Source organism: Vagococcus sp. WN80Y, assembly GCF_059621045.1.
The window spans coordinates 51,080-67,484 of the sequence record NZ_JCAQHY010000165.1 but is presented as its reverse complement, the minus strand read 5'-3'; the positions used below and the strand labels follow the sequence as shown (position 1 = coordinate 67,484).

Here is a 16,405-nt window from a genome sequence, read left to right as displayed (position 1 = left end):
ATGTTAGGAGACTAGAAAATGTTACAACTCAACTCAACGAATCATTCTACAGATCAGCCAATTAATAAGCATGCGTTAATTTTTGGACTTATTTCAGTTTTTCTTTGTGGAATAGGGTTTAGTATTATAATGCCTGTCGTGCCATTCTTGGTACAATCCTATGTTAGTGAACCCAGTCAACAAGCGATTATGGTTACAATGCTAACCTCAGTTTACGCTTGTTGCGTCTTTTTAGCCGCACCAGGCCTAGGCGCTTTAAGTGATCGTTATGGTCGTCGACCAGTTCTTTTAATCAGTTTATGAGGGGCCTCAATGGGGTACTTTGTGTTTGGCGTAGGTGGTGCTTTATGGGTCCTCTTTTTAGGATGTATCATAGAAGGGTTAACGGGAGGCAGTATTAGCACGATTTTTTCTTATTTTGCTGATATTATCCCTCGTGAACAACGTACAAAATATTTTGGCTGGATCAGTGCAATAGTTGGTATTGGTACAGCCGTTGGTCCGGCTTTAGGAGGCTTTCTCGCTAATTTTGGTTATGCTGTTCCAATGTATTTTGGTGCTATTATTACATTAATTAATGCTGCATATGGTTATTTTTTTATGCCAGAGAGTCTCACAGCATCTAATCGTCTACGAGAAATTCCTTTTGGAAGACTGAACCCGTTTATCCAACGTGCAAGTATTCTTTCAATGAAAGGATTAAAGTGGTTATTAATTTCAGCTATTTTATTATGGCTGCCAAATGGCGCTTTACAAGCTATTTTTTCGCAATTTAGTATTGATACCTTTGACTTAGGGCCAACTGTTATAGGAGGGATGTTTTCGATTATGGGGATTCAAGATATCTTGTCTCAAGGTCTTGTTATGCCTAGGCTTCTATTGAGATTTAGTGATAAACAGATTGCAATTATTGGGATGGGATCGGAGATAGTTAGCTATTGCTTGATTGCTGTTTCAGTCTATTTGGGTTATTTTCCCTTTTTTATACTGGGGATGTTTATTTTCGGTTTTGGTGATTCTGTTTTTGGTCCATCCTACAATGGCATGCTTTCTAAATCTGTCACCTCTAGCCAACAAGGACAGGTTCAAGGAGGGAGTCAATCAATTCAAGCGCTGGCGCGAATCATCGGGCCCTTTGTCGGTGGCCAACTTTATGTCACACTAGGTCATGCCGCTCCCGCGTTAATGGGGATGGTGTTGCTATTATTAGCAATCGTTATTCTGAACAAGGGTGTAAAAAGAGAGCAATTTTAATGGCTAATAAAAAAAGAATGGCAATCGGTACAATTAAGCCCGATTGTCATTCTTTTTGTTATCATTAGGAATTAGCTTATCAAATTTTGAAAAAAGATCTTCATAAAGATGATCGATAGTGGATTGTCGTGATGCCTCAAGCTCTTCCATTTCTCTTGTTAGTGCTTCTTGATTTTTTAGTAAAGGTGGGACCTGTTTATCTGATTTAGCCTGTTGTTTACTTGGTTTAGGCGCCACTTTTTGTACAGGGCGTTTTTTTGGTTGGTTGGTCGATTTTTTAGGAACTTTTGGGGCAACCTCCGGGGTTTCAACAACAGGTTGGTCAATATTTTTTAGAGTAAGATCTTTGATGCCTGCTTTAAACTCTACAAGTAAATCTTTTAGATGAGTCATCTGGAAAATTAATTGTTCGTTCTCATTTGTAAGGCGAGAGATTTGTTTTTTTAGTTCTTCAACAGTTGGCTCATTAGTTGGTTCATTTTGTTTTGATTTTTTGTCCTGTTTAGGCTTAGGTAAGGGGTGTTTTTCAACCTTTTTTTCCTTGGCGACAGGAGCTGGTGGGGTCACTATTTTATATTTTTGTTTTAATTCAGCCAGTGCTTGGCGTGCAGAAATATCTGTCATTATGTGTCCTTTCTGTGTCGTCTATCGGTTTAATGAGTGAGCGACGCTTGTTTCATTTATTTTTTTGCTTAATATCTGTAATAGATGGAAGTGGCTAGTAAGCATAATCATCACGTTTGAGATGATTCATTACAAATTGCTACGAATTTATGATAACACGGGATGTTTAAGGGGTCAATCAAGGAAATGGACTAAGAGGAGGAAAGTTAATTCTTAGGTTGTATTTTGTTAGAAAGAGGAGAGTACGTGATTTCATATGGTATAATAACAGCTGTTAAAGGGATCGGGTAAAGGGGTAATTAAATGAGTATTGTTATTTTAGCAGAAAAACCAAGTCAAGCTTTGGCTTATGCGAGTGTTTTTCAACAATCGATAAAAAAAGACGGCTATTATGTTGTAAAAGATGAATTATTTAAAGAAGATACTTATATTACTTTTGGATTTGGGCATTTGGTTGAATTAGCGCCACCTGGTCATTACGATGCTAAATGGGGGAGGTGGCGGTTAGAAAATTTGCCAATATTTCCAGAAAATTATGAGTTCATTGTTCCAAAAGATAAGAAGAAGCAGTTTAAAATCGTTGCTAAGTTACTGAAAGCGGCAAGTACGATTATTGTTGCAACTGATAGTGACCGAGAAGGAGAAAATATTGCTTGGTCAATTATTATGGAGGCCAAGGCCTATAGCTCAACAAAACGGTATAAGCGTTTGTGGATCAATAGTTTAGAGAAAGAAGCACTTCGTTATGGCTTTGGCCACCTGAAAGAGGGCGCAGACTATTTTCCTTATTATAAAGAAGCGAAGGCGAGACAGGTAAGCGATTGGTTGATTGGGATGAATGGAAGTCCGCTATATAGTTTAGAATTACAGAAAAAAGGCATACAAGGGGCTTTTTCTTTAGGACGGGTTCAAACGCCTACACTCTATTTAATTTATAAACGACAGCTAGAAATAGAAAATTTTAAAAAGACGCCTTATATGGAAATTGAGAGTGAAGTAAAAGCATCTTCAGGTATCTTTAAGGCAGTCTTGAGTCCGTCACAGCGTTTTAAGAATCAGGCAGAGGTTTTGGCATTTTTGTCTAAAAAACAGGCCATGCTAGGTATTCAAGAGGGGCTAATTACTAAAGTAGAGAAAAAGGATAAGCGGTTAAGTAGCCCGATGCTGCATTCATTAAGTAGTTTGCAAAGTAAAATAAATCAGCTATACAAGGCAAGTGCAAGTGATACCTTAAAGGCAGTTCAAAGTTTGTATGAAGCTAAGTTGTTAACATATCCGCGGACAGATACCCCTTATATTACTGAGAATGAATTCCATTATTTAAAGGGAAATTTAGGTAAATATAAACAGTTTTTAGCTATTGATGATGAAACACCGCAATTGATGCCGAGAAAGCGATTTGTCGATGATAAGAAAGTTCAGGAACATCATGCGATCATTTTGACAAAGCAAGTTCCTACTCAGGAACGATTTAATAAATTACCACCTTTGCAGAAAAAAATTTATCTGTTGATTGCCAAAACAACTGTTGCTATGTTTTTGCCAGATTATCGTTTTACGGAGACTATCATCGATACTCAGATCGGAGAGGTGTTGGTTAAGGCGAAAGGACAGGTACCATTAGTTCAGGGATGGCGAGTGTTATTTTCCAAGGAGGTTTCAATGGAAAAGTCAGTTATTTTGCCACAAGTGGAGGTTGGTGAGCGGGTTAAAGCGAAACTTTTTGTGGTAGAAAAGGAGACACAGCCACCAAAATCTTATACTGAGGGGACATTGATAACTGCGATGAAATTAGCGGGGAAAACAGTAGAAGATGAAAAAGCTCAAGAGGTATTAAAAGAAATTGAGGGAATAGGAACTGAAGCGACTCGAGCGGCGATTATTGAGACTCTAAAGAATCGTGAATATATTATCGCAGAAAAAAATAAGCTACTTGTGACTGATAAAGGGCGAGTTCTATGTGTGGCTGTGGAGGGAGAGCCGCTTTTAGCAAGTGCGGAGATGACGGCGAAATGGGAAACCTATTTAAAAAAAATTGGTAGAAAAGAAGGCAGTATGGAGGTCTTTTTAGCTAATATCCAAAAATTTATTAGACATTTGATTGAGCAGGTTCCTCAGCAAATCGAAGGATTAAATCTCAGTGGCTATGAAGTGGAGTCTAAGCCAAAAGCTAACAGGCAAATTAAGGTAGCTGGTAAGTGTCCAAAGTGCGAAGGAGATCTGGTATACAAGAAACAATTTTATGGGTGTACAAATTATCCTGATTGTCGCTATACAATGGCCGATAATTTTAGAAAGAAAAAGCTAACAAAAAAGAATCTGAGTGAGTTGTTAAGTGGGAATGAAACCTTAGTTAAGGGAATCAAGAAGTCTGATAAATCGACCTATAATGCGACTATAAAGCTGACTGATAAGGGGTATTTTGAAACAGTTTCTTAGTGTGAGTACAAATAAAAACTAGCCAAATCTTCTCAAACAAAATGAGAGCTGGCTAGTTTTTTTAGTCACTTAGTTTTAAAATAATGATTGAGCCTTTGACGGTCACACTATCTTTAGTAAGAGGATGTTCTTTTTCATAATTGAGTATGGCTTGATACTGCTCATTATCAATTCGTTGAATAGGATAGCCTAAAGAATTAAAGAAGCTATGAATACGACCGCTAGAACCAACGGGAGGTGTATTATCCCAATTAAAGAAACTAGCGCCTAAAACATCTCCTCGGTAGTATCTTTTGCCTTTTGGGAATTGCTTGGAGCCAATCGCAGCTAGCTGATAGGAGGATAAGTCTTTTATGCCTTGGTTGTTTAAGTCAGCCACGATCTTTTCAACATAGGCAGTTTCTTCCTGAAAGATGGCTTCTTCTTGAAGGGCAAATTGATTGGTTCGTTTAATTTGACTAACGCCAAACAGCGCTATGATTAGAAAAAGACCTATTTTCCCATAATTAAAGGATACATTGTGAAAAGTGAAGAGAAAGAGAAAGGCCGTGAGTAAGGGAATCATAGGTGCCATTGAGCGAATCGGTCCTAATTGTCCGAGTACGATGATATTGGCATTGCTGGCAAGTAGCAGACCGATAAAGGACAGTGATAACCAGAGTCGGTTAGTTGATCGGGTCAGGATAACGACACTCACTAAAAGGATGCCAATCGTTGTGGCATAGCTAAAGCAAGGATTTTTAGGAAAAAGATAAAGCTGACTTACAGCATCCTTCATCTGAGTGATAACGTCACTCGCAGGTAGTTTCCCCCATAGAATAGAAGATTCAACATAGTGTCCCTTGGGAATCTTGTAACTAAATAGAAAAAAGTTTAAAAGTCCTTTATTGATTGCCGCGCTGAGAACAAAAGTACCGATATAAGGCAATACACAGCTAAAATAGTTTTTAAAGGATAGTGTCACTGATTTAGTCGCAAGCTGTATCATGATTAACATAATCGAGAAGACGACAAAGGCTAGATAGTTTGATGGATAAACTGAAAAACTAATTACGGCAAGTAAACTACTGATAATATAATAATGGCGTTTTTTGTAAAGGGTCGCTAGATAGCAGAGATAGACGGATAAAAAAACCAGAAAATATGATAATGATACTTCTATGCTTTGGAGAATAAAATTTAGTTGTTCGAGTAAAATAGCCGAGGTACTGAATAAAACTGGGATAATCATCAATTCCATTGTTGTCAGTGTATTTGCGACTCGGTAAAAAATATAACCAAGTAAAACAACCGTTAAAAATAAAAGTGAATAAGTCATGATATTAATGAAGCGAATATGAATCGTATAGCCTGTGATTGTTTGCTTCAATAAAAATAATCCGTAACGTCCGATGGCTAACCATTGAATAAAGCCGTTTTGTTTTCCATAAACCATAAATTCTTCTGTATCAATCGAGTAGTTGGCATAAATAATTTTTGCCCAGTAAGTAGCAACGATGATTAGGAAGCTCAAAAGAATAAAGAGTTTTCTATTTTTTAAGAAGCTAGCTAGATGAGAGCGCTCTGTTTTTAAAATAACATTAGGCATATCGTACTCCTTTTAAATTGATTTGTTGAGGACAAATAAGTTCTTCCACTTGTTTTAGGGTCAATTATACCATGTTTTGGTTAGGGGAGCTTTAATTTTATTAAGAAAATGGCTTCGGCATGCTCTAACTAGACTTGTTCAAAATAAAAAATATAAAAACGGACCCCATTATTGAACTGAATGTGTTAAAATGGAAGAACAAGAGATGAAGTCTTTTTTGTTATTAAAAGCGTCAGAGTTAACGATATGATTATCTGATTTAAGGGGGATGAAGATGAAAGATCATGAGAGAATAATTGGAAATGGTGCGCTAGTTGATGATAGTGAAGAGATGGTGGCTCTTGCTAAGCGTTATGATCAACTGCTGAATACCGCGCAACATTTAATGAGAGAAGTGAATCGTTTAAGCGACTATCATACTAATTATTCGATTACGTCTGCTTCACCTGAAAGCTGGCAAGGTTATTATCAGCAGATGGGAGAGGGGCTGAGGAGAAGTCAAGTCTTTGGTGAGACGATTGAGCAGGATAAGTCGGTAAATGATATGATAGGTTACTATCTTGTCGGGGCTAAGGAAAAAGCAGCAGCAATTGTTGCAGAAGCTCAAAAAATTGGTATTAATGCCGATAATGAACGCCAGTTAAAATTACAAAATCAATTACTTGAAACTCAACAAGAGCTAGATTTATTTAAAATTAAGGCCTTAAAACAACAAGAAGAACTAGCTAGTTATGAGGAAAAAACAAAGAACTATGCTGTGTCGAAAGAAGTTGAAAGTTATTCTCAAGAAATCAAAGATGAGGCCGATCGTTATTCGAGGGAACGTAAATTGATAGCCGATAATCAGGTAGCATCTGCCAAAAAAGAAATGGACAGTTATGCCGACAGGCGACTGCAAGAAATTAAACGTGCCGAAGAACGCCTTGAGTTATTGGCGACTCAGCTACAGAAAAAGTTAGAACTTCAGGTCGATGGGTTAATCGAGAGTATATCTGAATTTGCCAACTCAAAAGAAATCACGCTGTAACATGGTTACGCGATCAATAAATAGACCAAAAAAAGTAGTTGAGAGAAGAATCTCAACTACTTTTTTTGGTGGCTATAAGCGAAGGATGATTAAAGCCCCCTAATTAGAATGACTTTCTAAATAATTAATTGCTTTTTTTAAGCGATTAAGCCCATCCTTGAGCTTTGTTTGTGAACAGCCAAGATTTAACCGTAAGAAGTGTTCGCCGGTCTTACCATAAGTTTCCCCTGGCATAATGGCGACTTTTCCGACAGTTACTAAGGCCTGTTGGAGCTCTTGGCTACTATAGGAGAGCTGACTAACATCTAGCCAAGCCAAGTAAGTGGCTTCACTCTTAACCAACTTAATGGCGGGTAGATATTGTTGCAGAAAGGTCGATAACAGCTCGAAATTATGGTCGATATAGCTAGCGAGTTCGTCAACCCAATAGTCGCACTCAGCGTAGGCAGCTATTGTTGCGTGCATACCAAAAATACTGCTGGATGAAAGGCCGTCTTTATTTTTTAAGTGAGTCAAAAAGGTCTCGCGAACTTCTGAATCAGGGATGATGACGTAAGAAAAGATCAGTCCCGGTATGTTAAAGGTCTTACTGGCAGAAGAACAAATAGCTAATCCAGATGTTGCAAGAGCGGTTAGTGGTATGTGTGTTTGACCTTGACGTAGGACATCCATGTGAATGTCATCAGAAATAATGAAAACATGATGAGCGTGGCAAAGCTCAATGATTTGTTGCAATTCTTCTTTTTTCCAGACCCGCCCTGTTGGATTATGTGGACTACAAAGAAGTAAAATTTTAGTTGTAGGCTCTGCCAACTGCTGATCTAATAGTTCAAAATCAATGGTATAAGTTTGATTTTCATAGCGTAACGGATTTTCAATGATTTCCCGTTGATTAGCTGTGATAGTTTTATAAAAAGCATCATAGGCAGGTGTTTGAATTAAGACACCGTCACCAGGATTAGATTGACTTGTAATCAGTTGGCTAATCGAGTAGATGACAGAAGGGCTGTAAACGAGCCAATCTGTCTCAATGTGATCATTAAAGCGAGTTTTATACCAATTAGAGATAGGCTCTTTCAGCGCAGTGTGATTCCAACGGGTATAGCCAAAAATATCGTGGGACATGCGTTCTTTTAAACTCTGTGTGATTTCCGCTGGGACACTAAAATCAGTATCTGACACTGAGAAGGGAAGTAAATCCTTCTCACCAAAGCGATCTTCAATGTAATCCCACTGAGTACAATAGGTCCCCAGTCTGTTTGTTAGTGTATCAAAATTAGTTTTCAATAGGGACTCTCCTTTATTCCATCAAACGTTCGATGGCATTTTTCACACTGGCAACTTGACTGCCGATAATTACCTGAACGTTATGTTCGTCAAGTTTAACAACGCCTAAAGCACCGAGTTTCTTTAAATCCTCATCTTGAACAAGTGTCATATCTGAAACAACTAGTCGCAGACGAGTGATACAATTGTCTAGAGAGTCGATGTTTGTTTTGCCACCAAGAGCAAGTAAGATTGCTTCGTTATCGTATTTGCCCTTTTTCTTAAAGCTAGCTTCTTCGTCGCTAACCTGTGTGTCTTGTATCTCACGACCAGGGGTTTTGATTGAGAATTTTTTGATTGCAAAGGTGAAAACACTGTAATAAATGATAAACCAAAGAGTGCCAACAATTAAAACTAGGTACCATTTAGTATCGGTTCCTTGAAGAACACCAAAGATGATAAAGTCTAAAATTCCGCCATCGGTATTACCAATCGTAACGCCTAGCATTGCCATAACCATAAAGCCTAGTCCGGTCATAATGGCATGGAAAGCGTAGAGTAGCGGCGCAGCAAATAGAAATAGAAATTCGATAGGTTCAGTAATTCCTGTTACAAAGCTAGCAAAAACACCTGATAGTAATAACCCTTTGATTAGTCGGCGGTTTTCTGGAAGTGCAGTCTGGTAAATAGCTAAAGCAGCAGCTGGTAAGCCAAACATAAAGGTTGGCATCTTTCCTTGTGATAAGAAGGCTGTTGCTGCTGGGCTAATAGGCTCACCACTAGCTAGCTGGGCATAAAAAATATTTAAAGCGCCTGAAACAGTTTCACCATCAACTATTTGGGTACCACCAGCTTCAGTAAAGCGAATCATGGCAACTAAAATATGATGGAGTCCAAAAGGAAGTAATAGTCGCTCTCCAGTACCAAAGAGCATTGGGCCAAAGATGCCAGCTTTTTGGATGAGCTGACCGATACTAGTGATACCAATGGCAAAGATTGGCCAAATTAATGGAATGACAAGACCGGTCAATCCGAGAGTAATAGCAGAAATAATTGGAACAAAGCGAGCGCCTCCAAAAAAGGCGAAAGCATCAGGTAGAACAACATCATAAAACTTATTGTGGAGTAAATAAACAATAATCCCAACTATAATTCCGCCTAAAACACCCATTTCAATGGTCTGAATGCCCATGACAAAACTTTGACCGACTTCTTTTACTTGATCGGCATCGACAATTCGATTGTTCAAAGTTAGATAGAAATTGATAGATAAGTTCATAACAACGAATCCGACAAAACCAGAGAAGGCTGCGACTCCTTTTTCATAGCGAACGAGCCCTAAAGGAATAGCCATTGCAAACATCACTGGTAAATAAGTAAAGGCAAAGCCACCGATTGTTGACATAAACTGAAAGGCAACTTGAAGCCATTCTTTATCTAGAAATGGCAAGACTTCGAGGGTAGTCGGAGAAGTAAAGGCACTGCCGATTCCTAAAAATAACCCCATACAAGCTAATAATGCGATTGGTAACATGAATGTTTTACCCAACCCTTGAAAAAATTCCCAAAATGATTGCTTCTTTTTCATTTGTTTCACTCCATTTTCTATTAGGCAAAGATAAAATTAAGTAGCTGCCTAATTTGTATATGCCAAGTTTACTCTGTTGTGTTCGCTTTCACAACGCTGTATCAGCATTAAGAAAGCTGATACAGTTTTTGGAAGAGTTTACAGAGACTGTGCTTCAAGGATGTAAGAGTGAACAATATATTCTAAAGCAAGGCTCAAAGGAACCCGTGAACTAAGATCGAGATTGTTGAGGTAACAGGTCTCAATCGTAACAGGGCAATTGAGCGTTGCTTTTTGGGCCAAGGTATTTTGAGTGTCACCAGTGATTGATAGAAGTGGGACATGTCTGTTCGTCAAAATAGTGGCGTACTCGATAATATGTAGCGTTTCTCCACTATAGGACACAACAATTGCTAAATCCTCTGGTGTCATGGCTTGCGTGACGGCTCTAAGTTCATCCCAGTCTTCGCGTGCGTTACTTGGTCTACCAGCAAAAGTCAGCTTCCGTGCCGCTTCAACGCAATTAGTGTAGGAAGCACCAACACCTATAAATTCGATGTTTCGGCTATTTTTAATAAGTGTTAAGGCCTGAGCTAAGTCAAAGCTTGTCAGTTGATTAAGGGTGCTCGTCACTTCTCGCATGACCCGCTGATTGAGCGAATTAAGCGAGGAGAGTGGCGTTTGATCAGTTTGTTCAGTAGATTTGTTTAAGAGATATTGGCCTAGTACAATTCGTAGCTCTTGATAGCCTGAGTAGCCAAGGGCTTTACAGGTACGACTGATGGTTGCGGTTGAAGCAAATATTTTTTTTGATAATTCCTCAAGAGTTAAGTCAACTACTTCCTTGGGATGCTCCATCATATATTCTAAGACTTGGTTCTCTAATCGGCTGAGATTTTCTTTGCGTTGACTCAAACGTTTGAAAAATAATTCCATAATTAGCTACCTCCATAGTGGGGAATGGGTGAGATTTTTTATTTTTTCTGAGTATAAAAAAAGCGTGTGATTGACCGAATAAATGAGTCAATCACATGCTTTTAGAGACTAGTTTTGATTACAACCGCTTGGCTTCCCATTTGAAGCCAGGCATCTTCGAAATCTTCTCGATCAACTTTTTTATCTTTGTCTCCGTAAGGATCGTTAATATAAATGGAATCTGAATCAAAGCCTGTCATTAAGACACTGTGAACGTTCCAACTAATTTGGATAGTTCCGTTAACTGTTTTCCATTTTTCCATGTCAGCTGTTGCTTTCATTGGAACCGTAGTAATCACCCAGACTGGTCGATCTTCTAGTAATTGAAGTAGAACTGTTTCAAACTCTTGATCAGTCAGATCAACAACTTCTAAGTCCTTAGATATAAATTCTTCTGCGAGGTTAACAATAGGTTTGTGGTAAACGCTGTAGCCTGTCCCATTGCCGTAAATATCGCCAACAAAGCCATCATTAGGATCGCCGTAATAGCCGTTTTCATCTTGGTAATCGACGACCTCAATCTCTTCGGCTAGTTCATTTTTGGTGACATCAACACCAGCGTAATTAAGCATCATAGCTAAGCTAGTGATTTCGCAGCCGTTATAGAGACTGGGCTCTTCCATCTGTTCAATCAGTGGGACATCAAGTAAAATTTCGGCATCATCTGCCAGTGTTATTTTAGTCTTTTTTTGAGATATTTTCGTGTTCGGGAGATCGACAGATTTAGTGACTTCTTTAGCTTTCAGCCGATTCCAAGCCCGTGAGGATGGAAAACCGATTAGCAGTAAGAGCAGACAGAATGCAATAAGCCGATTTCGCTTGCCTCTTTTAGTGATCTGTTTCTTCATTATTCCCTCCGTTTTTCAAATGAACGTCAGCTTGTATCATAGCGCATATCGTTATTTATTTCAACTTTATGCAAATATTAATGAACTATTAACTTAATGGTGAAGCTGATTAAGCCAAGGGCAATTAATAGCCAGCCAAGATAATAGAAATAAGGAATGTAGCTAGAATTTGTTCCAGCAATTTCGACAATGCCAGTTAAGAGTTGACTGCAAATTAGGGTAGCAATGCCGCAGTTGAGTGTTAAGTAAAGTCCACGTCGTGTAGGGACCTTTTTTTTTGCGGTAAAAATACTTAGAATTCCATAACCAATTGACATAACTAATGAATAGCGCCACGTATTACTCATAGCGCTCGAACTGACACCGTGGCTAAACAAGCTGTAAATATGCGTAAAACTGATTAGCCCAAATGTGACAATGAGATGGCCTAAACTTTGTCTTTTTAAATTCATGTTACTGTTGTCCTTTCTGGGGCTAGTAGCCAATGTAGACAATATCACTAACAGAGCGTTCTTTAATTTGTCGACCATCTGTTGGGTTATTGACAACCGTGCCATTAAACCACAACGTTGAAGAACCACCGCCATCTAAGTTGTAAGCAAGGGTAGCGCCGCGTTTGGCAAATTCTTCAGCTAATTGATAAAGTGTAAGCCCCTCGCTATCAGTGGTTCGACCATCTGAGACAATCATTAGATAATGCAAGTGATCAATTTGACCAATAGCCGTTCGGGGATTACTGTTTTTAGATTGAGCGACTTCGGTGTCGGTAGAAATGGCAATATCACCGTCCTTAATAAGTGTCGGACCAAATGATAATATTTGTTGAGCCGCCTTTTCGCTAATAATTTCTTTGAGAGTGGTGTCGTCTTCACTATAGGTCGTAAAATCTCCATTTTGATCTATCACAAGGGCATCAGTTCCTTGCCAAGCAGTCTCACGATAGGTTTCACCATTTCTAAGGACATAGCCAGTGTCACGAAAGCCGTAATAATCCCCATTGATGGCCAATAAGGCTTGTTGCTCTTCAGCAATAGTTGATGTCGTTTCTTTGAGATTTCGACCGTAGCTATTTTGAGCAAAAGCTGTTTTTAAGTAATCAGCACTAGCCAGTTGAATATCAGCGATGTAAAAGGTCGTTTCATTAGCTCGCTCAGTTGTAATCGTTATGGAGATGGCGTCATCCTTGTAAGTCGTATCGGTAACGACTGCGGCGTCAGTTTTGATTTTTTCTGTAGTTGTGTTTTTGGTATTGGTTGATTTTGTTAATGATTTTGGAATCACAAAGGTATCTAGTAGAACGTAGCTAGAAGCCGCCGTTAGGAAAAGAGCATAAAGCAGAGCTAATCGAAAAGGCTTTTGAAAAAAATGAGTAAGGTGTTTCATTTCAATACCTCCAGTCAGTTAATTAAAAATAAAGCGTCGTTGAATGAAAAAGCTTAAACAGAATAGGCTAGAATCGATGGCTATTTTTAAGGGAACTATGTGAGCAGAGAATAGTGAAAAACCTTGTAAAAGGAGCCAACTTAGGAGAAGCTGTGAACAAAATAGACCAAAATAGTGACGCGCTTCTGTTCCTAAGGTGCCGTGACTTTTAAACACGAAGTGACGGTTTAAAAAGAAGTTAAAACAACCAGATAAGAAGCGGGCTAAAGAGGTAGCGATGAGTAATGAGAACCAGTTCTGGTTCTTGAAAATTAGGCTAATTAACAAAGTGAACAGCAGGATATCTAAACCAGCAGAACAGGCTGAGGCTAGAGGATAACGAATGATTGGCTGATAGATTCGAAAAGAGTCTTGAATAACTCGAAAATGACTACCAGAGTTGTTATTTAAATAGATTGTATCAATTGGGACTTCGTGGATGACACAATTATAACGAGAAAGGTTGAGTAAAACATTCATTTCATATTCGAAGCGATCCCCAGTTATTTTTAATAAATCAGGGATAATCACTTGCGGTAAGCCACGTAGACCTGTCTGTGTATCATGACAGCTGATGCCTGAGATCAAGTGAAAGAGACTTGAAGTCAGCCGATTTCCCCAAAAGCTTTTAAAAGGTGTTTGTTTTCGAGTGAATTGACGAGTCCCCATAATTAGTACTCGTTCTGTAGGTACGATAATTTTAGTGAATTTAATAATGTCTGAAACACTGTGTTGGCCATCCGAATCAGCTGTAATAACACCATCAGCTTGTGGAAAATGCTCAAGATGATAGGCTAGGCCTGTTTTTAAAGCAGCCCCTTTTCCAAGATTAGTAGGGTGACGAAGGATAACAATGTTGTTTTGCTGAGCCAATGAGTCGAATATAGCTTGATACTCAGGGCCACTGCCATCATCGACAATGATGATAGGATCATCGGTAAACTGTCGTAAATGAGTGATGAGTTGTGAGAAATGCTTAGTTGGTTCTAGTGAAGGAATTAAAATAGTTGCTGCCATGGGTTACCTCCTAGATGAAATAGTCGAGTACGTAAGTCTACTTTATCTGCTAGAACTTAAAAGTAACTTAAACGAGGACGTAGAAAATAATGTTAGTGACTGTCTTCAAACTAGACCTGATCTGGAATAACCTATATACTACAAGAAGTAGATAATTTTTTGGAGGAGACTTAATGATAATAAGTGTTTTAACAGCTATATATGTGATTAATGCAGTGGTTGCGGTCATTACTATTTTAATGAAGCCGCGTGATGTGGCAGCAATTTGGGCTTGGTTATTGGTCTTAATCAGCTTGCCAGTGATTGGATTTGCCATTTACTTATTTTTTGGGCGAGGGCTTGGTGATAAGCGAATGTTTCATTTACAAAAAAATGATTTTGATGAGCTAGAAAAGTTTAAGGCTTTTCAAGAAAATGGGGTTAGTTTGTACGAGTACAGTCATTCTGATGAGGTGGATCAAAATTTTTTGGCTTTTTTCTCCTCACTCAATAACATGCCTGTTACGCGTCAAAATAAAGTAGATATAATTACCGACGGCACTGCTAAATTTGACCGATTAAAAGCAGATTTACAAGCTGCCACGGAATCAATACACATCGAATATTATGCCTTTGTGACTGATGAAGTTGGTAGGAGTATTTTAAGTATTTTGGAAGAAAAGGCTAAAGCTGGGGTTGAGGTACGCCTACTCTATGACGCGTTTGGATCTCTTGGGACGAAGAATAAGGATTTTGATACATTACGGCAGTATGGTGGTCAAGCGCAAACCTTTATTACGTCTCAACGTTCATTAATGAAGTTGCGACTTAATTATCATGACCATCGTAAAATTGTGGTGATTGATGGTAAAATTAGTTATATTGGTGGGTTTAATGTGGCGAATCAATATGCAGGTGTGACGAAGAAATTTGGCTATTGGCGCGATACGCATTTACGAATCCATGGTCCAGCCGCGTCATTACTACAAATTCGATTTTTGATGGATTGGAATGTTTCTGTTCCAGCCGTGAATAAGTTAGATTATAAGGATAATTACTTTTTTGCCGCAGAGGATTTACTTGCGGAGGGGGAAACGCCCATTCAAATTATTGCGAGTGGGCCAAATAATGAACACGAGCAAATTAAATTAGCATTCATCAAGCTGATAACTTCAGCAAAAGAACGGGTGTGGATTCAAACACCTTATTTAGTTCCCGATGACAGTGTGTTGGCCGCGTTAAAAATTGCTGCACGGTCGGGAGTGGATGTAAAAATTATGATTCCTGACAAGCCCGATCATCCGTTTATTTACCGTGCAACTCAGTATTATGCTCGTCAGTTAATTAAAGAGAATATTGAAATTCATATCTATGAGGGGGGCTTTATGCATGCTAAGACTCTGATTATGGATGATAGTATGTGTATTGTAGGTTCAGCCAATCAGGATATTCGCAGCTATAAGCTAAACTTTGAGGCAAGTGCTGTGCTTTATGATGAAAAAATGGTGACAGAATTAGCTGAGATTTTTGAAAGAGATATGAAGAAATCATCAGAGCTGACAGCAGAAACGGTCAAACAAATGTCGGCATGGTTGATTTTTAAACAACAAATTTCTAGATTATTTTCGCCAATTTTATAAGGTGGTGTTAATAAGAGTAGATAGGAGTCCTGCGGAAGTTTCGTGGGGCTTTTTTATTGTAGGAAGAGCAAGCTTTTTAATTAGGGAAGTGTTATTTAGTCAAAAAATCTCGACCGGTTCAAAAGGCTAAAAGCGTACATGGCTTAAGTTGATTTTGTTATGTTAATGGATCTGATTACTATTAGAAATAATGATGCGGTCATCTTTTCGATGATAATCTATTGGTTGTAACGTTGTTTCAAACCTGTATGTGTTTGACGGACAACCGATTTTTAAATAAAGTAAATTTCGTTATTTTTATGTTTTTGACAGTGAAAATTAAGAAAATGGGTGGGTCTGTTATTCAATGAAAAAATCTCGACCTGTTCAAAACGCTAAAAGCGTACATGGCTTAAGTTGATTTTGTTATGTTAATGGTTTTAATTACTATTAAAAGTATTGATACTGTCATTTTTTCAATGTTAATTCATTGTTTATAACGTTGTTTCAAACCTGTATGTGTTTGACGGACATCTGATTTTTAAATAAAGTAAATTTCGTTATTTTTATGTTTTTGACAGTGAAAATTAAGAAAATAGGTGGGTCTGTTATTCAATAAAAAAATCTCGACTGGTTCAAAAGGCTAAAAGCGTACATGGCTTAAGTTGATTTTGTTATGTTAATGGTTCTGATTACTATTAAAAATGATGATACTGTCATCTTTTCGATGATGATCTATTGGTTGTAACGTTGTTTCAAACCTGTACGTGTTTGACGGAC

General features: G+C 38.3%; 12 protein-coding genes and 1 pseudogene. 4 read left to right on the top strand and 9 right to left on the bottom strand.

Going from position 1 to position 16,405, the window contains the following annotated elements:
* Positions 1-18 precede the first annotated feature (18 nt).
* Positions 19-1,254: pseudogene (locus AC5KOD_RS15815) on the top strand (MFS transporter).
* Between the two features lie 33 nt (positions 1,255-1,287).
* Here AC5KOD_RS15815 and AC5KOD_RS15810 read toward each other — a convergent pair.
* Positions 1,288-1,878: a hypothetical protein gene (locus AC5KOD_RS15810; RefSeq protein ID WP_496915540.1), complete on the bottom strand. Its 591-nt coding sequence runs from the start codon at positions 1,876-1,878 to the stop codon at positions 1,288-1,290.
* Positions 1,879-2,181: 303 nt separating this feature from the next.
* Here AC5KOD_RS15810 and topB point away from each other — a divergent pair, with 303 nt between their 5' ends.
* Entirely contained in the window at positions 2,182-4,317 is a 2,136-nt protein-coding gene (gene topB / locus AC5KOD_RS15805; RefSeq protein ID WP_496915539.1) for a DNA topoisomerase III, read from the top strand.
* A 61-nt stretch (positions 4,318-4,378) separates the two neighbouring features.
* On the opposite strand, the gene AC5KOD_RS15800 is transcribed toward topB, so the two are convergent.
* Positions 4,379-5,905, bottom strand: coding sequence for a glucosyltransferase domain-containing protein (locus AC5KOD_RS15800; RefSeq protein WP_496915538.1), 1,527 nt, complete (start codon positions 5,903-5,905; stop codon positions 4,379-4,381).
* A 274-nt stretch (positions 5,906-6,179) separates the two neighbouring features.
* Between AC5KOD_RS15800 and AC5KOD_RS15795 the strand changes: the two genes are divergently transcribed.
* A complete protein-coding gene (locus AC5KOD_RS15795; RefSeq protein ID WP_496915537.1) occupies positions 6,180-6,932 on the top strand; it encodes a hypothetical protein in 753 nt (250 codons plus the stop codon).
* Positions 6,933-7,031: 99 nt separating this feature from the next.
* Here the strand turns inward: AC5KOD_RS15795 and AC5KOD_RS15790 are convergent, their stop codons facing one another.
* The 7 genes from AC5KOD_RS15790 to AC5KOD_RS15760 form a co-directional block, all read right to left on the bottom strand.
* Positions 7,032-8,219 carry a MalY/PatB family protein gene (locus AC5KOD_RS15790; protein WP_496915536.1) on the bottom strand — a complete coding sequence of 396 codons (1,188 nt, stop codon included), beginning with the start codon at positions 8,217-8,219 and terminating at the stop codon, positions 7,032-7,034.
* Positions 8,220-8,232: 13 nt separating this feature from the next.
* Positions 8,233-9,786: a maltose/glucose-specific PTS transporter subunit IIBC gene (malX, locus tag AC5KOD_RS15785; RefSeq protein WP_496915535.1), complete on the bottom strand. Its 1,554-nt coding sequence runs from the start codon at positions 9,784-9,786 to the stop codon at positions 8,233-8,235.
* A 138-nt stretch (positions 9,787-9,924) separates the two neighbouring features.
* Positions 9,925-10,701, bottom strand: a complete 777-nt coding sequence (locus AC5KOD_RS15780; RefSeq protein WP_496915534.1) for a MurR/RpiR family transcriptional regulator — start codon at positions 10,699-10,701, stop codon at positions 9,925-9,927.
* 101 nt (positions 10,702-10,802) lie between these two features.
* Positions 10,803-11,588: a C39 family peptidase gene (locus AC5KOD_RS15775; protein ID WP_496915533.1), complete on the bottom strand. Its 786-nt coding sequence runs from the start codon at positions 11,586-11,588 to the stop codon at positions 10,803-10,805.
* A 77-nt stretch (positions 11,589-11,665) separates the two neighbouring features.
* Positions 11,666-12,040, bottom strand: a complete 375-nt coding sequence (locus tag AC5KOD_RS15770; RefSeq protein ID WP_496915532.1) for a hypothetical protein — start codon at positions 12,038-12,040, stop codon at positions 11,666-11,668.
* Positions 12,041-12,062: 22 nt separating this feature from the next.
* Positions 12,063-12,971, bottom strand: coding sequence for a phosphodiester glycosidase family protein (locus AC5KOD_RS15765; RefSeq protein WP_496915531.1), 909 nt, complete (start codon positions 12,969-12,971; stop codon positions 12,063-12,065).
* 18 nt (positions 12,972-12,989) lie between these two features.
* Positions 12,990-14,027, bottom strand: a complete 1,038-nt coding sequence (locus AC5KOD_RS15760) for a glycosyltransferase (protein ID WP_496915530.1) — start codon at positions 14,025-14,027, stop codon at positions 12,990-12,992.
* Between the two features lie 173 nt (positions 14,028-14,200).
* Between AC5KOD_RS15760 and cls the strand changes: the two genes are divergently transcribed.
* A complete protein-coding gene (cls, locus tag AC5KOD_RS15755) occupies positions 14,201-15,646 on the top strand; it encodes a cardiolipin synthase (protein ID WP_496915529.1) in 1,446 nt (481 codons plus the stop codon).
* The last annotated feature ends 759 nt before the right edge of the window (positions 15,647-16,405 follow it).